At 44.8% G+C, this 17451-nt stretch carries 10 protein-coding genes; 1 reads left to right on the top strand and 9 read right to left on the bottom strand.

Features of this window, described 5'->3' with window-relative positions:
- Positions 1–266: 266 nt before the first annotated feature.
- From AC58QG_RS16870 to helD, 6 genes are all read right to left on the bottom strand, one after another.
- A complete protein-coding gene (locus AC58QG_RS16870; RefSeq protein WP_497363275.1) occupies positions 267–3374 on the bottom strand; it encodes a glycosyl hydrolase family 95 catalytic domain-containing protein in 3108 nt (1035 codons plus the stop codon).
- A gap of 46 nt (positions 3375–3420) precedes the next feature.
- Positions 3421–4293 (bottom strand): carbohydrate ABC transporter permease, encoded by an 873-nt coding sequence (locus tag AC58QG_RS16865; protein WP_497363274.1) that lies wholly within the window; start codon positions 4291–4293, stop codon positions 3421–3423.
- Positions 4294–4305: 12 nt separating this feature from the next.
- Positions 4306–5283 carry an ABC transporter permease gene (locus AC58QG_RS16860; protein WP_497363273.1) on the bottom strand — a complete coding sequence of 326 codons (978 nt, stop codon included), beginning with the start codon at positions 5281–5283 and terminating at the stop codon, positions 4306–4308.
- Between the two features lie 80 nt (positions 5284–5363).
- Complete coding sequence (locus tag AC58QG_RS16855) at positions 5364–7004, bottom strand: type 2 periplasmic-binding domain-containing protein (protein WP_497363272.1); 1641 nt, start codon at positions 7002–7004, stop codon at positions 5364–5366.
- Positions 7005–7241: 237 nt separating this feature from the next.
- Positions 7242–9623 carry a helix-turn-helix domain-containing protein gene (locus AC58QG_RS16850; RefSeq protein WP_497363271.1) on the bottom strand — a complete coding sequence of 794 codons (2382 nt, stop codon included), beginning with the start codon at positions 9621–9623 and terminating at the stop codon, positions 7242–7244.
- Between the two features lie 181 nt (positions 9624–9804).
- Positions 9805–12240: an RNA polymerase recycling motor HelD gene (gene helD / locus AC58QG_RS16845; protein WP_497363270.1), complete on the bottom strand. Its 2436-nt coding sequence runs from the start codon at positions 12238–12240 to the stop codon at positions 9805–9807.
- 415 nt (positions 12241–12655) lie between these two features.
- Between helD and AC58QG_RS16840 the strand changes: the two genes are divergently transcribed.
- Entirely contained in the window at positions 12656–14986 is a 2331-nt protein-coding gene (locus tag AC58QG_RS16840; RefSeq protein ID WP_497363269.1) for a SpoIID/LytB domain-containing protein, read from the top strand.
- A gap of 108 nt (positions 14987–15094) precedes the next feature.
- Here the strand turns inward: AC58QG_RS16840 and AC58QG_RS16835 are convergent, their stop codons facing one another.
- The 3 genes from AC58QG_RS16835 to AC58QG_RS16825 form a co-directional block, all read right to left on the bottom strand.
- Positions 15095–16342, bottom strand: a complete 1248-nt coding sequence (locus AC58QG_RS16835) for a DUF4153 domain-containing protein (RefSeq protein ID WP_497363268.1) — start codon at positions 16340–16342, stop codon at positions 15095–15097.
- 184 nt (positions 16343–16526) lie between these two features.
- Positions 16527–17054 carry a DinB family protein gene (locus AC58QG_RS16830; RefSeq protein ID WP_497363470.1) on the bottom strand — a complete coding sequence of 176 codons (528 nt, stop codon included), beginning with the start codon at positions 17052–17054 and terminating at the stop codon, positions 16527–16529.
- Positions 17055–17208: 154 nt separating this feature from the next.
- Positions 17209–17397: a hypothetical protein gene (locus AC58QG_RS16825; protein ID WP_497363267.1), complete on the bottom strand. Its 189-nt coding sequence runs from the start codon at positions 17395–17397 to the stop codon at positions 17209–17211.
- Positions 17398–17451: the final 54 nt, after the last annotated feature.

The raw sequence follows: 17451 nt of genomic DNA, 5'->3' as shown, positions 1-17451 counted from the left end.
CACTCTCCACGCTGAGAAATGCAAAAGGGCAACTTTTCTCTATCAATTACACGATTTCATCTAACATTGATGCAAATAGGCATCAATTTCTGTATGTTCAGCTCTGTATAGACCTATTCGACCCCAAAAGATGCCTTTTTGCATGTATTTAAAATGCTGAAGTGATTTCCACTAAAAAGGATGCTCTTTTGCATTTTTGCCACCTGTGAACCGAACATAAATCAGGGGTAAACTCCATTTCACTTTCTTTTCAGCAGAAAATTCTTCTATAAATACGTGTAATTTTTATTGATAATCAACGCATTTACTCGCCATTGCAAACCTTCACAGGCGCGAAATCTAATTCTTACATATCCGTTCTTTCTCTGTGTGATGGGCAGGATCTCCGTGACAAATTGACCGGCTCTCAGCGCCAATTCCGGCTTCCACGTACTTTGCCCTACAACTTCAACCTCCGTGTAGGACGGCGCCTCATTGTCCCCTGTTACGAAGAGCACATCATAACGCCCCTTCGGAAGCTCCACGATGAACGTGGCTTCACCCGTTCCGCCGATGAAATCCCTGCGCAGCTCGTCGGGCTCTCCGCGATCCAAAGCAATGAGATCTCTGCTCTCCCATCCGATCCCTGTGTAAGGATTAAACACAGTCTCTGGCGTTATTTTACGAAAGGTTTGCCCGAGGACACCTTCCATATGGACCTGTCTTGGCAGCACACGATAATAATCTTTGTCCAGCAAATGAGAAGCTACCCCACAATCAAGCCGATACGCAGCCAGCCTGGATTCACGGTAATTTCCCGAGTAATAGTCAAAAGTAAAATGGTCCAACGTTCTGTAGTGCTGTGTGTCTTGGTTTTTTCCGAGAAACACTCTCCGATGGGTGTGGGCTTCATGTACCAATGGGCGGCTTTTACCGTCCGTTTGGCCAGCGGAATCTGCTGCATACAGCTCAGGCAGTAAGGATTCCGTATGCGGATACAAGGCGTACTCCCCTCCCGGCTCTGTCACAAATGAAATGCGGTCATTGTCCTGCACAAAATCCACTGCATCCCACGAATAACCCACTTTACTGGAAACAAGCACTTGTTTGCTCGCATGAAATGGGTTGCGCATCACAACCTTGTTCCCTGCCCTACTACGGATCAAAACCCAAGTCGTTCGACCCGCTTTCCGCTCAGCACTCACTTCAAAAGCGCCTACGGCCAGCAAGCCCTGAAAGGAGCAATCGCTCCATTTCTCATATTGCTTTACTCTCGACTCAACCGCATGGTCATACAAACCAATCGTCCGTTCCGGTTCAGGCTCGCCTGAAGGCAGCGCAGGGAAAACCTCGATCACGCCATCATAGCTTTGCAGCAGCATTTCGTTCACCGCCGCCACCATTTCTCCCGAAGCCTCCATCATGTGTGGATGGTATAACGGTTCGTTCGTGATGTTGCAGTAGTTCATCCAGCGTTCCGTTTCTTCCGCAAACAGACCGTTGCTCCTGAGCGACAAATCGATGCCTTGCTCATACAGCAGCCTAAGCGCCGTATTGCCCTTGCCCAATCTTGAGGCCGCACAGGAAAGCCACCCGAACTGAAACATGCCGTATTCCGTGTGATTTTCCGCATAACGAAGCGTATTCTCTGCTCTTTTCCTCAATGTAGGCTCACTGTCTTTGTTGATTTCTCCAATCGGATAAATCGGCATTAGCAGCGAAGGATGCCGCAGATGCAAATCAGCAGGTGCCCATTCAGAATCCCTGAGGACATCCCCATAGCGATTGGAATCAACCCTTGGATATGGCGCCAAATTGTCTATCAATTGCTTCCACTTCAGCTGATCCGCCTCATCTTCACCAAGCCGCTCGTTCGCTTCCATCGCGATCCTTAAGACATATTTAACCACAGACAGACTGCAGGTTGAGTTTCGAGTCAAAGGACCCTGTTCCGGCGAAATATCAGGGAATATCTCATAGTATCCTGACTTCGGATTCACCTGCAAATAGCCTTCGAAAAATCGTGCAATCTGCTTAAACAGCGGGTACGCCTTATCCCTAAGGAAATCAGGGTCCATACTGTATCGATAATAGTCCCACAGGAACTGCGCACACCAAGGCCAAATGCTGACATACAACGCATGCGGATAATCCCCGGCAATGCCTTCCAGACCATGAAACTGCTTCGACATCTGCGTCGCTAGATCAACATAGGATAATAACCCGTCATTGAACGCTTCGGCAACTTCAAGGTGATTAGCCGTATAAAGCGGCCAAAACGCCGCTTGAATATTCACGTCCCAGTACCACATACTGCCCCACTTGGTCGGCTGTTTGATATCCCATAGTCCATTCAATCCGCATGCTTGCTCGCGCATTCTACCGCCTTTTCCACTGCAGCAAGCGATCGCATATAAATTGATATACCAGAGTTCTTCGATCAGTTTATCCGGCAAGGTGATGGAGGAACGTGACCAGAAGCTGCGCCAATGTGATTGATGATGGGCTATCCTGATCTGTAATTGTGATGATGCCTCATTCAGTCTCCTCAGAGCAGTTGGAAGTAGTTCCTTGGTTTCTTCCTCTGTGACCACCGTTGTAAGCAATGTTATGTTTTCCTGCGCATCTTCAAGTACAATTCGGAGGGAATCGGCGGAACTAACGACGCGCCCTTCAGCCCCAACGATCCTCATCATCACAATGAACGTGAACGGTTCATATTGTTCCTTATCCTCACCATCGGGATAAAAGCTGCCTTGATAGTAGAAGGTCTTCTCATCCAGACGATGATACGCCACTTGCATATCAACATATCTACCCAGTGGGATGGACATCGCTACGGATTGCAACAAGGATGACGCTGTCTGCTTAATTTCGGTGATGACCAAGTCGCGATCCTGAGCTATCCGGGTCTTCACTTCAAGCTGATCAAGCCCCTTCTGCACTCGCAAGTGAATAACTGCCTCTTCCAAATCAAGCCCTAAGGAGTAATCATCAGGTTCTGCCAGATCTTCAGAAGGAAAGAGCCCAATTTCACCAGTCGGATAATGGGAGGTTCCACCGGATGGCTTACCATATTTTCTATACATACTGTTCGCATTTAACGCATCGCCATATAGAACAACTGGCTCCTGCTCGGGATCGCGATACCTATCAGTCGCCAGCTGCTTTAACTCTTCCAATGTCCGCCCATATTGAAGCATGAAATCAGGGCCTTCCCCATTTCGATACTTCTGACTATACCGATGGAGCTTTTGATAATAAACCTCGTAATGATTAAGCGCTAGCGTCAGCTTGTTATCCTCGAAATACGCCATGCCCCCAAAATGACCGTTGCCGATCGGTAAAGCCTCGTCCCAGCTGCTCGGAGCATTCTCGAACGTTACGCCTCTCACACGTATCTCTCCTTTTGCCTCCATATCGTGGTGATCTTGCGCAAGTCTACTCCTTAATCGCTCCAATCAACACACCTTGAACAAAATACTTCTGAAGAAACGGATACAAACAAATAATTGGGAGTGTTGAGACGATAATCGCCGCATATTTAATCGTTTCTCCGATGGCATATTTGTCATCGCCTCCACCTGCCATCATCGAGTCCGTATTGTTAGAAATCAAAATTTCACGGAGCACGAGCTGGAGGGGATAAGCTTCCCTATTCCGCAGATAGACCAGTGCGCTAAAGTAAGAATTCCAGTGCCCTACCGCATACCACAAAATCATGACAGCAATGACCGGCATCGATAGAGGAATGACAATTCGGAATAAAATCTTCCAGTCGCCTGCGCCATCCATTCTAGCGGATTCCTCCAAGCTGACGGGGATGCCTTGAAAAGAAGTACGCATGATAATCATATTGAACGTGTTGATTGCACCTGGAATGAGGATCGCCCACATCGTATTCATCATGCCGAGATCGTTCACGAGCAGGTAACTTGGAATAAGTCCCCCATGGAACACCATCGTCACGACGATAAAAAACATGATGATATTTTTAAAATAGAGATTCGGCCTAGACAACACATAGGCACCAATCGCTGTCATGAATAGATTGATTGTTGTACCGAGTACGACGTATAGCAGGGTATTCTGATACCCTTTCACGATCATCGGGTTCGCAAAAACCGCTTTGTAGGCACCAAGATCAAACCCTGCCGGTTTGAGCATGATACCGCGATGCTGCAGCAAGGATGTCGCATCGCTAATCGAAGCGAAAGCCACGTACAAGAATGGATATAGGGTGACCGCGCAAAGCACGAGCATCAACAGAATATTGAAGTAGCCAAATGTTCGTTCCCCACTGGTTAATTTCATGTGCAAATCTCCTTACCACAGTTTGTTCTCGCTGATTCGCTTAACGAAGCTATTGGCGGCAACGATCAGAATAAAGCTGATAACCGAGTTGAATAGCCCGACAGCAGCAGTAAAGCTATAACTTGCTTCTAATACCCCTTTGCGGTAAACATAGGTTGAAATCACATCAGCCGTTCCATAGGTCAGCGGGTTGTAAAGCAAGAGCACCTTTTCACTGCCGACCGTCAGCATATTACCCATTTGTAAAATAAATAGGATGACGATCGTCGGCATGATGCCCGGAATCGTTATATGCAGCGTCTGCTTCCAGCGGTTTGCGCCATCCATTCTGGCCGCCTCATACAACGTCGGATCGATCGTCGCCATTGCTGCCAAATAAACGATGGAGCCCCAGCCGATCCCTTGCCAGATACCAGAGGAAACGAATAGGAAACGGAACCAACCTTCCTTTTGTAAGAAATCTATAGGTTCAATGCCAAAGCTGCCTATAAGTTGATTTATGAGACCATTGCGGCTAAGAAAGTCGATCATCATCCCCGCCACAACAACAATCGAGATAAAATGCGGCAAATAGGAGATTGACTGCACAACCCTTTTAAATACGCTATGGCGGATTTCGTTCAGCAATAACGCCAGAATGATGGCTGCCGGGAAACCGAACAGCAGATCGTAGAGGTTAATTAAGATGGTATTTTTGATTAATCGCCAGAAGTAAATCCCGTTAAAAAAGCTTTCGAAATGTTTAAATCCAACCCATGGACTTCCCAGAATTCCTTTCGCTGGGGAGAAATCTTTAAACGCAATTTGCAATCCGTACATCGGTCCATAATGAAAAATCAAGTAATACGCAATAACGGGAATGGCCATCACATAAATGGACCAATGCCGTTTTAAATCCCCACGTATGGTTTCCAGCACAGTCGGATTGCGATAGGGTTTCTTTATATTTACGGCCTGTACGGCCTCAACTGGTGTATGGCTTTGCCTCATCGTCTCCCTACCCTTTCTTTCAACGTTTCTATTTAGAAAAGGGGATAAACCCTCTACGCTGTTCATCCCCCAACGTTTCCTTAGCGTTTATTGAAACGCTCCAAAGCACCTTGCTGGATTTTGATCGCATCATCAATGCCCATGCTCTTAATCTTTTTCACATAGGAATCAAAATTATCAATAGGTTCTACGCCCATGATGAATTTCAAGAGCATTTCGTCTTGATACGTTTGGATGTCCGTGACGATAGAAGCGAATTTGCTGCTTTCATCCTGCGTCGGAGAAACAAGCGGAATCTTACGCTCAGCTGTTGGTTTCGACCAGATTTCCAAGGCTTTCTTCTGCTGTGGCAAAGCCAGATATTGCATTTGGAAATTATCGCTAAGCACGAAAGGTGCACTCCATGTAGCACGATTATATTTAGCAATGGATTGCTGAATGCTCGTTCCCGCTGGCGGGTTCAAAATCTCCGGTAAGAAGGTTGCTTTGCCATTCTCCATCTTGTAGCTCGTGCCTTCTACACCGTAGTTGAACAGCAGATCGCCTTTCTCTCCATAAGCGTAATCGAGCCATTTCACCGTTTCGATTGGGTTCTTGTTGACTACCGAGATAGCTGCCCCAACACCGTTATAAGCAAAATCCTTTTGTCCCCATATCGCTTTGTCGCCAGCTTTCAATACAGGATATGGAGCCGCTTCCAAATCGAATTTAGGATCTTTATCCTTCATGAGACCCGCATATTTCCCAATGCCTCCCCCATTGAAGGAAGCCGTTGCACCCAGGAGGTTGGTCGTCATTTTGTTATCGAATAATTTATCGTTCGGAGCTGCGAAATCCTTATCGAGTAAGCCTTCTTTGTACCATTTGTTCATGGTTGCCAGGAATTCTTTATATTCAGGCTGAATCGGGCCGTATTTTACAGTGCCGTTATCTTGATAGAAGCTGTAGTTAACGCCCCATGCGCCAAGGAAAGGAGCGTCGGTTGAGAATAAATTTTTATCTAGATAAATTGGAATCTCATCCGCTTTACCATTGCCATTTGGATCTTTTTCTTTAAAAGCTTTCAGCACGGTGTACCATTCATCGATGGTCGTCGGCATCTTCAAGCCCAGCTTATCCAGCCAATCTTGACGGATCGATGGACCAAAAAACACTCTGACTTTATCATCACCACGCAAGAACGGGAACGCATAGATGCTTCCTTCATCCGTTGAAATCTGCTTTTTCCAATCTGGATGAGCGGCAAGCAGCTTCTTCAGGTTCGGGGCATATTTGTCGATGAGATCGTTTAGCTTAATGATTTTCTTATCTAAAATTGCTTTTTCCGGTCCGCCTGGATAGCGAATAACGGCACCGCTTGTTGCTCCCCAGCTCGCTTCAATAACATCCGGAAGCTCGTTTGTCGCAATCATTAAGTTAAATTGCTCTTGCGCTTGTGGAACCTCAAGTGGAGGATGCTGGAAGTCAACCTTGACACCAGTAGCTTTTTCGAGCTCCTTATACATGCCCATTTCAGCGTACGTTTTCATTTGACCTGAGGCTGCAGAATGATTAGCTACCCAATACGTCAATTTGGACAGCTTTGGCGGCTGAGCTTCGCTACTTGCCTGTGGCGCTGCCGATGAGCTCGTACTACTCGTATCATCGCCACATGCGCTTACCGAAATGACTAGTGCAGAAAGCAATACAACGGACCCTACTTGTTTCAATGTTTTCTTCATTCTTCTTGCCTCCCTTTATATGAGTAACACTAAGCTTGCTTGGTACTGAGAATCGGTGAGCGTCATCCAGCACCTGTCTCCAAGTATGCTTCTCCAGCTATGGCATGAATACAGTCTAGTTCTCATTTCCGTTGTATTTTAGTAAGAAAATCAGGCCTGAAGAGAAATAATCAGTCCATATTAGAAATCGTCAGTTGCCTCTGCCAAATGAATAAAGCAGCCTCAAGAGGCTGCCTTTTAGGAATTTGAGCCGATACTTTCCGCAAACATCGTCTCACGGTATTTACCCGGCGTCACACCCTCAAGCTTTTTGAATGCTCGAATGAACACGACATCATTGTTGTAACCGATCCTTTGAGAAATCTGCACAATCGTCAGTTCTTTGTTCTTCATCAAATGCTTGGCTTGTTGAATCCGTTTCGTTGTGATGTAATCCAGCAAATTCTGTCCTTGATGCTTTTTGAAAAAGGTAGACAAATATTGAGGTGTCATCTGGATACGTTCAGCAATCTGAGCAACTCCCAGGTTCGAGTCATCTAGATTATCGTGTACAATAGCAACGATTTCCTGAAGTCGCTGTGAACTGTGATCAGATCGTTCCAAATTAAACGAGCCGGTAAGTGTCTCGTACAGCTCCTTGGTTTTCGTATACATGCCTTGCGCTGTTGGATAACTGAACACTTCTTTGATGGGATCAAAGCCAGCGCCAAGTACTTCCTCCTGATTCGTATTCGTCGAGTTAATAATTTTCAAGAGCGTACTCGTCACATTGAAAAACAAGGCTTTGCCTAATTCTGGTGTGATCTGACTGGAATCGAAATTCATTGAATAAATTTTATCGAGTACCTTTTCAACATTCTCGATATCACCGCTGCGGACAAAATTAATGAGCTGAATCTCAATTTCAAGCGGATAATAATAATGCTGCTTAACCTCGAGAATATCCTGGAAATGGATCGTTGCCTGTTTACCCACTATCAACCTATACTCAAGTGCTGCTAGTGCTTCCGGGTAAGAATCACGAATCGCTTTTGGACCCGAATGAATGCCGCCAACTGCGATGGTTATGCCCATCTGGAATCTTTGAGAGGTGATACTGAGGAGGGATTCCGCGATTTCACGGATATTTGCTTCAGCCACGCTCTCCTTATTCGTCGTTAGATTAATGAGAAACGCAATGCGATCTCGGTCGAGCTCAACCGAGAAGCCTCTATGATTCGTCGCAATCAGATCCGTACCGATATTGGAGACGATAAATCTTGCGTGAGCCCACTGCTGTTCATCCTCTTCACCTAAGAAATGAACATCTTCAATTTTGACTATGAGCACTGCAAAACTATCGCTTGTGAATTTCAAATCCATAAATTGAAGCCGATCTCCGTTTTCGACGGATATATCCACATCCATATAGCCATTGAGAAGACGAGACAAGTAGTTCGCTCGAATAAAAGGAACTTGCTGTGCTAAGGTCATGCGCAGGTTTTTCTCTTCATGAATGGAGCCCTCGACGGTTTGCCGAATAAACTCGTATTCATTCGAGGAAGGACGCATGATCATTTCCTTCCCGCGCATAATTGCGTTAACTGTTTTTTGGAGTGGCTTGTACGTGCGGTAAGCCCCAATGCTTACAGCCACCAAACCGCAAATCAAGCATAGGATGAACAACCCAATTGACCAACTCTGAATTTGATTCACCTGCTGCATAAAAACATCGTTTGGCATGATAGATACATATTTCCAGCCCGCTTTTTGCGACGATGTGACCGATACCACTTGATCTACATTCGCCAATCGGTAATCAAATGGCTGCGTGCTTCCATGAATACGTGCCAGCAAGTCGGACGGAAAAGGTGTCTCACTGTTGCTCATAATCGTTTTTCCTGCATCATCTATGATGTAGACTAAGCTATGGCTGGCCGATTCCATCTGCGCAAACAATTGCTTAACCTGATCGACGTCAATCAATACGATAAAGCTTCCGAGATTTTGAGATTGCGAATGAATGGGTAGAGATTGTATATAGGTAACCACATCTTTGGTCATTGAATCTGATCCGTTTGAAACGGAAGTAAGCGGCAAGTACGACATATTATGTTCCTTGTCCAATAGCTCAAGCCATCCATTGTACGACATGTTCTTATAGGAGTAATAGAGTGAATAAAAGGTACGAGAGTTCGTCACCAAATCCGATTTGACAATAGTATCACTGCTTGCAAAGTATACATAGTAATCCAAAATGAAGCTGCTGGTCATACTGTGATATTTGCTCATTTTGTCCCGCATGAATTGAATAAACTCGTATTTGTCCGCATCCGTCGAGTTCGCAGGAATTCTAAGCATATAATCCAGCTTCGGATCAAACACAACCTGCCGCATTAACGTATCCACTTCCGATAATTTGTTATCGAGTGACAGTTTCAGCTGCTCGAGCATGGCCACATTGGATCTAGTCGAGCTCTTCTCTAAGCTTTGTTCCACCTTCGTGTACAGAAAAAGGCCCATTGCAAGCGGTATCAATAGGATGAATAAATTGGAGGCGATGATCGTTGAAAGAGCACTTTTGCGACTATCGAAAAGACGTATAATGAAAGGCATTTTCAAAACAAGCTCACCATCCATTCCGCAAACGAATTTACTTGAAATTGTATCTTCTCCACATCAAAGTTGCAATAAAACATTTTGGGCTTGTCGTACATGTCCAAACTAGAGCGGCACAAGCTGCTCAATGGATAGGGGTTGGGGAATTTCCACCTAATAAATAATGGAGCCACATTTCTGAGAAATGTGGCTCCACTTTCATTTATCCTAACAGCTCGAGTTCATATAATGATGGATCCATCGATGTAATAAATGTTGTCCACTCCCTCGTCGAGTAAAGAAGAAGTCGGTGCATCGCGCGCGTACATACGGTATAGAAGAGCTTGCGCTCACTTTCTCTGTCGTATGTTTGTGAAGACGCATCGTAGACCAATACCGCGTCGAATTCAACACCCTTCGCGAGATAAGAGGGAATAATCATGACGCCTTTCTCGAAAGTGAGCGTCTCCTTCGTAATAAGTCGCAGCGCTTCGCAGCCCTGTGACTTCAATACGTCATAAGCCTCACGGCTTTCGGCTGCGGTTCTCGTAATGACGGCGATCGAGTCGAAGCCTTCTGCCTGAAGTGACGCGATGTCCGTTACTATGCGCACGGCCCGCTTCTCACCGCTGCTAACCTTAATGAGTTGCGGCTTACGGCCACTCCTCTCAAAAGGTACGATCTCTTCGTACGGCAATAGCGACTTCGTGAACTCCACGATCTCGCGGGTTGAGCGATAGCTTCGGACAAGGCGGATTAGGCCAGTTTCGCCTTCACCGTAAAGCTTGCTCAAAGGCGAATCCACCTCGTGCAAATTCGTCGCCTGTGGGAAGATCGCTTGGCTGAAATCCCCGAGCACCGTCATGCGGGCGCGAGGGAATAATTGCTTGAGGAAATAGAATTGGAACGGCGAGTAATCCTGACCTTCATCCACGAATAGATGCCTCACCTCGGTGTTCCTCCGATTGCCCTCGACAAGTTCTTTTAAGAACAGAAATGGCGCCGCATCCTCATAGAACAATTCGAACTGGCTCAATTTTGCCTGTGTTTGCTTACACATTTCCGCCCACTGCTCGGGTAAGTCAGTCTCGTTCGTCATATTCCGATAGGCCGCCGCGTCACCGAACAATCGATTGTACAGTCCCATTATATCGATGAACAGTAACCGTTTTACCTGCTGCCTCAGTGGTTTAAACCACGCTTTCACGATCATCTGGCGCAGCAGCTCTTCTTCCTGCATGGCATATTCAAAGTCGAAGTCGTACTCCCCTTCCTGCTCCGCCTCAGATTCGCCATACCTTTCCACATATTGGTCGTTAAAATGAATGACGGTTCCCTCTTGTTTATACTTCTTAAGCAGCTCGCTGTAGGCTTCTGCATATTGTTCGTTGTCGAGATAGTCGAGTTCATCTTGAACCCACTGCGCTTTCTGCTCCTTACGCTCAAGTAAAGTTAGCTTTTTCAGCAGCCATTCCTGCAGAAGGGCGACCCGATTAGCTAGACGGAGTGAGCTGTCGTAGCTGTAAAATTCGGCTTCCATCTGTTCCGCGGTTATTAACTCACCATCACGGAAAGAGATGCCTTGGAATAGCATCCCCTCCTTACGCAGCCACAGCCCATATTCTTGGAGTGCCTGTAGAAAAGCTTCAGAGGCTTTATAATGAATCCCACTCAGCCTTGCTTCATAACCAACTGATCCCGTTGAAGACAGGACATATTCCATCTGGTCGAAAGGGCTTTCTATACGGAACGTGGATTCTAGCCAATAAGCCAGATATTCCTGCATCGTCGTTTGCTGCATGTTCTCCTCACCGAGCTCGGGAAGCACCGTGGATACATAACTGTTAAACATCGGATTCGGTGAAAAAAGCACAATTTGATCCGCTTTGAGCTTATCGCGGTGCTTATACAACAGATAGGCCGCCCGCTGTAGTGCGGCGGACGTCTTTCCGCTGCCTGCCGCTCCCTGCACGATGAGCATAGCACTTGTATCGTCGCGGATGATCGCATTCTGCTCCCTTTGGATGGTCGCCACAATGCTCTTCATTTGTGAATCTGCGCCCTTGCCTAGCACATGCTGAAGCAATTCGTCACCGATCGTTACGCTGGTGTCAAACACAGTTCTCAGCTGACCGTCGCTGATCTGATATTGCCGCTTCAGCTTCATTTCGCCCTCTACGCGTCCTCCTGGTGTTTCATAGGCAGATGCTCCTGGAGAATAATCGTAGTACATGCTTGCGATTGGCGTTCGCCAGTCGTATACAAGAAAGTCTATGCCATCTACATCAAGGAAGGACGAAACGCCTATATAAATCTGCTCGCTAATGCCGATGCCGTCCTCTTGAAAATCGATCCGCCCGAAATAAGGAGACGGAAGCAGCCGTTTCAGGCTTTTCAAACGCTGCACCCGCTGTCGGTGACTGCGCTCCCGTTCGGACAATAGCACCTCTTGCTGCCTCATACTGTAAAACGACTCTTCGAAATCTTCATGACTGCTGGTGTTGATCGTTACTTCCTCCCAAAAACGCTTACGAAAGTCCGTCACTTGATCGCGCAGCCCGGATACCTCCGGTTCCAATTCCTCTATTGTCGTTCTCAATTTTTCAGTAACCTTATCTAACCTCTCCTGTTCTTGCTGCCAATCCTTCGCGTTTTCCATCTTTACAAACACGCTCCTTCTTGGTCTTATGTGAAAAAACAAAAAATGTTTGACAAACTGCAAGTCATCATGCTAAAATTTAAGTATAGATAAAATGCATTAACTATATAGTTTTATCAAAAATAAATAGAAATGACTTTTCGATTTTATCATAGAGCTTCCTTCCATGTAAATGATTTATTTAAAAAGAAGAACCGGTATTTTCTACCGGTTCTTCTTTTTGTTTCCGCAAAACATAACAGATGACCTATTTTTCATTTTTTGTCGAATCATTTCTAGTTAGAAAGACTTATGGGCAAGTAAAAGAATCCCAGTTATACTAGTTTTGGAATAAAATTTCATAAATGATCAATTTTTATTCATCAACATGAAATTTTATTTCAAAATTTTGCAACACGAAGGAGAAGTAAAAAAAATGAAAGCATTTGTTTTCCGCCCTCTTATTTTCATATTTTGCATGCTTTTAGCTTTCGGCTCTGTAAGCGCTTTACCTACTGTATATGGAGAGACGATTGAGCCAACACCACTGAAAGAAAAGATCCTTTCGAAAAATATGACTAATCATACGTTGGAACTAGAATTCGCGGGCACTCTTCCATTAGCTGATCACACAGATGTTCTCCAAAATGTGAATGGGCAATGGTTTACCAAAAGCTTGAGCGACGTCATGGTCGGAGCGAAAAATGCGGAGGTTTATACGAATACAGCCGGTCAAATTTCCCGTATTGTTCTTCAAGGCGAAACTCCGATGAATGTGATGCGTGTCGGGATTCGTTTTGATATTTCTAACATTGCCGATCTGACTCAGCTGAACCACGCCAAAGTGGATCTCAAATCGGTGCAAAACTTCCAGCTGTTAGATAAAATTTCTGAGCATACCTTAGACATTCCAGCAGGAAGCTTGCTTTCCGTTACCCCTGACAACGGTAAAATGAAAGTAACTGTGAGTGGTGTAGATGTTTATACGACAGCTAATAGACTCTATGCCATACCTTCTAGCCCCACACAGAAATTGGAACTATCCTCGATAAAAAGAGCGCTAAGCACGCCTCCTCAATATCGCGGTGTCATGGAACTATCCTTGAACCCGAGCAAAGATAAGCTGCGCGTAGTTAATGAAGTAGGCATGGAAGAATACTTGTATCAGGTCGTTCCTAGTGAAATGCCTGCTAGTTTTGGATTGGAAGCATTGAAGGCACAAGCTGTAGCTGCAAGAACGTATGCACTGACCGATTATGTCTCCAACCGTTTCGCAGATCAAAGCTTTCATATTGATGATAGCACGCTAAGCCAAGTGTATAACAATTCAGCAGAGAATACATTGACTACGCAAGCGATCAACGAGACGGCTGGCCAAATCATGAAGAGCGGTCAAGACTTGGTTGACGCCCGCTTCTATTCCACTTCAGGCGGGTTCGGTGCTTCCAAACATGAAGTTTGGTCTGACACTGTAACTAATCTGTTCCCTGGGACTCCGCTTCCTTACCTGACAGCAGGCAGCTATACCTTTGATTTGGCAGACAGCAGCAAGCTGTTCCAAATGAATACCCAAGATGAAGCGGCTGTTAGCGCATTTTACAAAAATCTAGCCTACAAAGGCTACGATTCCGATTCCTTATATTTCCGTTGGAAGGTTGGGCTTACTCAACAAGAGCTTGAAAAAACGATCAATGCTAACTTGGGATTGCGATATGCGGCAGATCCTAACTTTATTCTGACACGCACAGCAGACGGCTCGTTCCAAAGCCTCGCGATACCTGCTGAAGGGATCGGAAGCTTCAAAAACATGTACGTCGCCAAACGAGGTGCAGGCGGCAATATTACTGAACTTGTCGTGGAAGGAACTACTGGTACGTACAAGATCATCAAAGAATTCAATATCCGATTTACAATACGACCAAGTAAATTATATACCGGAGGATCTGATATCCTAGCGTATCGGGCAAAAGGCGGTGCGACAGATTATGACGCCACGGCAACTCTCAAAAATCCAAGCATCCTATACTCCGCTTTCTTTACTTTTGACATTGCTCGAGATGCTAACGGTGCAGCAACAGGCGTAACCTTCTTTGGTGGAGGCAACGGTCATGGCGTAGGCATGAGCCAATTCGGCGCCTCGATGCTTGGCGGTATGGGCTGGAGTTATGATCGAATCTTGAATGCGTATTATCCAAACATGCAATTCCATAATTACAACAATAGCAACCTCATCTTGACCCAGATTTCAGCAACTGGACCTAGTGTCCTTAAAGCCGGAGAATCTGCAAGGCTGCAAGTGAGCGGCGAATATACAAATGGTTCCCGTGCTGACATCGTATCTGGCGTGAACTTCACTTCAAGCGCACCCGACGTTGCAACTGTATCCCCAGACGGTACCTTAACTGCGGTTAAAACGGGGAGTACGATTGTAGTAGCCACTTACAATGGCAAATCTTCTCAGATCGAAGTAAAGGTCGTACCCGCCAAGCCTGTTAGCATGCAAATTGTTGGGTTGCCTAACAAGCTTAAAACCGGTGAAACCGCTCAACTCAAAGCTATCGGAACGTATGCAGATGGCAGTACGGCTGACTTAACTGCTTTCACTCTGTTCACATCCAACGACACACAGAAAGCAATGATTGCTTCTAACCAGGTGTTGCACACATTAGATAAGGGAGATGTGATCATTCTCGCTTCCTATGAAGGCGTAACGAGTCTTGGCGTATCCGTGAAAATACACGGTAACTTTAATGATAAAGATAAATAAAATGAACAGGTACGATTCAAACTGAACTAATTACATGACAAATATGAACGCCAAAGAGAGGGATGGCTATCGCAGCCTCCCTCTCTTTCTATTTCCCCAAACCCCTCTTTAGTTAAAAATGAAAGGAAACGTAAACGCAACGACAGCTGCCCAAAGCCCGTAGACTGGCAAATACTTCGTAACGGCATCTTGGATGGACGTGGGTCCCGTTTTATTTTGTAAAAACCGCAGATAAGAAAGCATAATCCAAATGAGATTGGCCCAGATCAGTATGTTTACGCCAAGAACAGCAATTCTGTTGGGTGAAATCCCGTAAGAAGAAAGCCGGAACACGATGGCTGATAAAGCAACACTGTCAATGATTAGCGCTAAAACAATGAGGCCAAAATTTATATAATCAGAGATGTTCTTTTTCTCGTCTGTGCCGCTTTCGGTGATGGAAAAAATGGTGACGACCAATACAATAAGAAGTACTCCGTTGAAGGAAAGAAGGAAATCGCGGTCCAAGAATGGATTCTTCCCTACCCCAATTACCGTTATCAGATAGACCAATAAAGTTGCCAGTACGAGAGGACTAAATATTTTGGCGATATAGGGTGCTATATTTTTAGCAAGCTTAAGGTTCCTTGCTACCAGGTAAGTACCCACAATGGAGAGCGCGGCAGCACCAAATAGAACGACATTTTTGAAATAGAAATCCGAAATATCCATGCCGACAAATCTAAATAACTGCATGGTTAATCCTGTTAGCAGCATTCCGCTAATTGCCATGATCGCGTAGAGTATGCCGAATTCTCCATTAAATTTAAGGTAGGCTAACCTTGTGCTGCCTTTGCCATATTCATTTCCTGTAAATGCAAGCCCAACTAATACCCATAAGAAAATGGGAAGGTGAATATAAGCCAAGATCATACTGTCCGTTTGCTCTAATGGCAGCAAATTCAGATAAACGCAAGAGATTAGGAATAAAGCTCCAAGCGTGTAAAGCACATTTTTCTTAGGGCGATTATTCGATACAAAATAGATCGCCATTAAGGGAAGAATGCCAAAGGCAAGGTTAATTGGGGCTATCGCTTCCTGTTCGACAAAATGGAAAATGATCCTTGTGAAAATCCCAGCTAGAATTGCTAAAATGCCCATGAACATAAAATTTTTCTGAAGCAAGAAAGCTTTTTCTGTATGTACCGTTTCCTTGAAATGCAATCTTTCGTGCCAAACGGCGAGAACCTCCGAATGAGGATTCTGTTCCCAAGCGGATGTGAATGAAAGTTTAAAAGCTTCGGGTTCATTTCTAAACATTCTCTCCAGTTCATGCGGATTGGCCATATGTTCGATAACCCGATTGTTACTGTCCACGGTTATACCTCCTCTGATCTTTATCTTCACTGCATGTGTATTTTAAAATAACCTCTGTCAATTTGATATTAACTTACAATTTATCGTTTTGCAATATATAATTACCGAATATAACTATATTATTGTTGTTATATAAACATAAAAAGACAGCCGATCTACTTGGATCAACTGCCTTCTTATGCTGTTATTCCTTTGTTCGTTTCTTAATCAAACTGATCTGTCCTCTATGATTGATTTCATCTTCCATGACGTGAAACCACATAAAATAATGATTAGCTTGTTTTTTATACCAGAACTCTTCTTCTTTGTATAGCCAGTCATCATCCACGCTTTTAAACAATTCAAGGGTTCGATTTCTGATCTCATTTAATTTATTCACATAATAATCCAGATCATTATCTTTAATTTTTTCCCGTCCTTCATCACCGAGGTGGATAGCTGCCCCCCAGATCAACATCTCTTCCTCATTCAATTCTCTTTTTTCAAAAGTTTCCACTTGATAGGCGTATTCTACCGCTGCAAAATGCAGCAATAAGGCACCGATTGAATTACTCTTCGCATCTAATAAAAAATCTAGTTGCTGTACAGATAAATTTTTCGTAACTTGTAAGGTTGTAGTCCTTGCATAGTTCATCATCGATAGCAACCGACTAATTTGCGGCGAATAACCAGGTATGTCTGTAATGAGATAAATATTATCCATGTTTATCATGTGTTCCTCCAGCTTGTTATTTAACTTCTTCAACCATTCCCATCCTTGAGTTATTCGCGAATAAATGAAGCTTTCCTGCTCGTTCGTTGAATGAACAAAGCAGGTCGCCAGAGCGCCTGCTTTGTTTGCATTTATTATTAAATGTGCCGCTAGCTTACTGAAGGTTCCGCAAGATTCCATTCAGGATTAAGCTCTGCAAGGAATGAGAGTTCTCTAAAGTAAGGATAATCTCCCCTTTTTTAATATCCAACACTTCTGCTCCATCTGATGCTCCAACGGTTTGCGCCAAAAGTAGACTTAGTGCAGCCACAAGCCCTAACACGCGAGCTACTAAATTCAACAAGTATTCAACCTCCACTCGAAGGTAATATTCCCCATAAGAATGAAAATATTTGCA

This window comes from Paenibacillus sp. J22P169, from assembly GCF_059691995.1.
This window is presented reverse-complemented; position numbering and strand designations above follow the sequence as displayed.

Bases quoted from the DNA above. Each gene is read 5' to 3' on its own strand.
- AC58QG_RS16865 (WP_497363274.1), bottom strand. From the start codon at position 4,293: ATGAAATTAACCAGTGGGGAACGAACATTTGGCTACTTCAATATTCTG.
- AC58QG_RS16860 (WP_497363273.1), bottom strand. From the start codon at position 5,283: ATGAGGCAAAGCCATACACCAGTTGAGGCCGTACAGGCCGTAAATATA.
- AC58QG_RS16855 (WP_497363272.1), bottom strand. From the start codon at position 7,004: ATGAAGAAAACATTGAAACAAGTAGGGTCCGTTGTATTGCTTTCTGCA.
- AC58QG_RS16850 (WP_497363271.1), bottom strand. From the start codon at position 9,623: ATGGATGGTGAGCTTGTTTTGAAAATGCCTTTCATTATACGTCTTTTC.
- helD (WP_497363270.1), bottom strand. From the start codon at position 12,240: ATGGAAAACGCGAAGGATTGGCAGCAAGAACAGGAGAGGTTAGATAAG.
- AC58QG_RS16840 (WP_497363269.1), top strand. From the start codon at position 12,656: ATGAAAGCATTTGTTTTCCGCCCTCTTATTTTCATATTTTGCATGCTT.
- AC58QG_RS16830 (WP_497363470.1), bottom strand. From the start codon at position 17,054: ATGATAAACATGGATAATATTTATCTCATTACAGACATACCTGGTTAT.